Here is a 713-nt window from a genome sequence, read left to right on the forward strand (position 1 = left end):
ATAGAGGACGCCGTCATCCATGACGGCGTCCTCTATCGAACCGACTGTCGTACAGCAGCAGGCCCGTACCCGTACAGCGACGAGATGCGGTTTGGCGCGATGTCAGTTACCAAGTCAGCCATGCTTAACATTGCGATGCTGCGGCTCGCGCAAAAGTTCGGAGCTGAGTTCCTGGACGAGCCGATTGCGAAATATTTTACGGCCGCTCGCCGACCGGGCTGGGACGACGTAACCTACCGGCAACTGGCGAACATGTCCTCTGGCCACCACTTCAAAGGAGAAGGAGGAACGTTCGCGGATCTGAAGTTCAATTGCTGGGTGCAGCAGCGGACGAAAAACGACAGGATCGAAGTGGCGCTGTCGTCGTACCCGCGCACGTACCAGCCAGGCGCGGAGTTCCACTACATCAATCAAGACTCCTACCTGGAGGGGACAGCGCTGGACGCCCTGCTCAAGAGCCAGGAGGGGTGTGAAGCGTCGACCTGGGAAATGCTCAAACGCGAGGTCTACCAGCCAATCGGGATCCATCACCTTCCCAGCGCCTCTACGATCGAGGAAGACGGATCCCAGGGGCTGCCGCTGTGGAGCGCCGGTTACTATCCCACGATCAATGACCTGGCCAAGCTGGCACTGCTGATGAAAAACCGCGGTGCCTGGGGCGATCAGCAGATCCTCAACCGCGAGCTCGTCGAATCGCTGCTGCCCACTACTAC

At 59.3% G+C, this 713-nt stretch carries 1 protein-coding gene; it reads left to right on the forward strand.

Annotation, left to right across the window (positions count from 1 at the left end):
• On the forward strand, positions 1-713 hold a 713-nt coding region (locus EOA27_RS38830), incomplete at both ends, for a serine hydrolase domain-containing protein (protein WP_189562392.1).

The organism is Mesorhizobium sp. M2A.F.Ca.ET.037.01.1.1, from assembly GCF_003998075.1.
Taxonomy (GTDB): domain Bacteria; phylum Pseudomonadota; class Alphaproteobacteria; order Rhizobiales; family Rhizobiaceae; genus Mesorhizobium.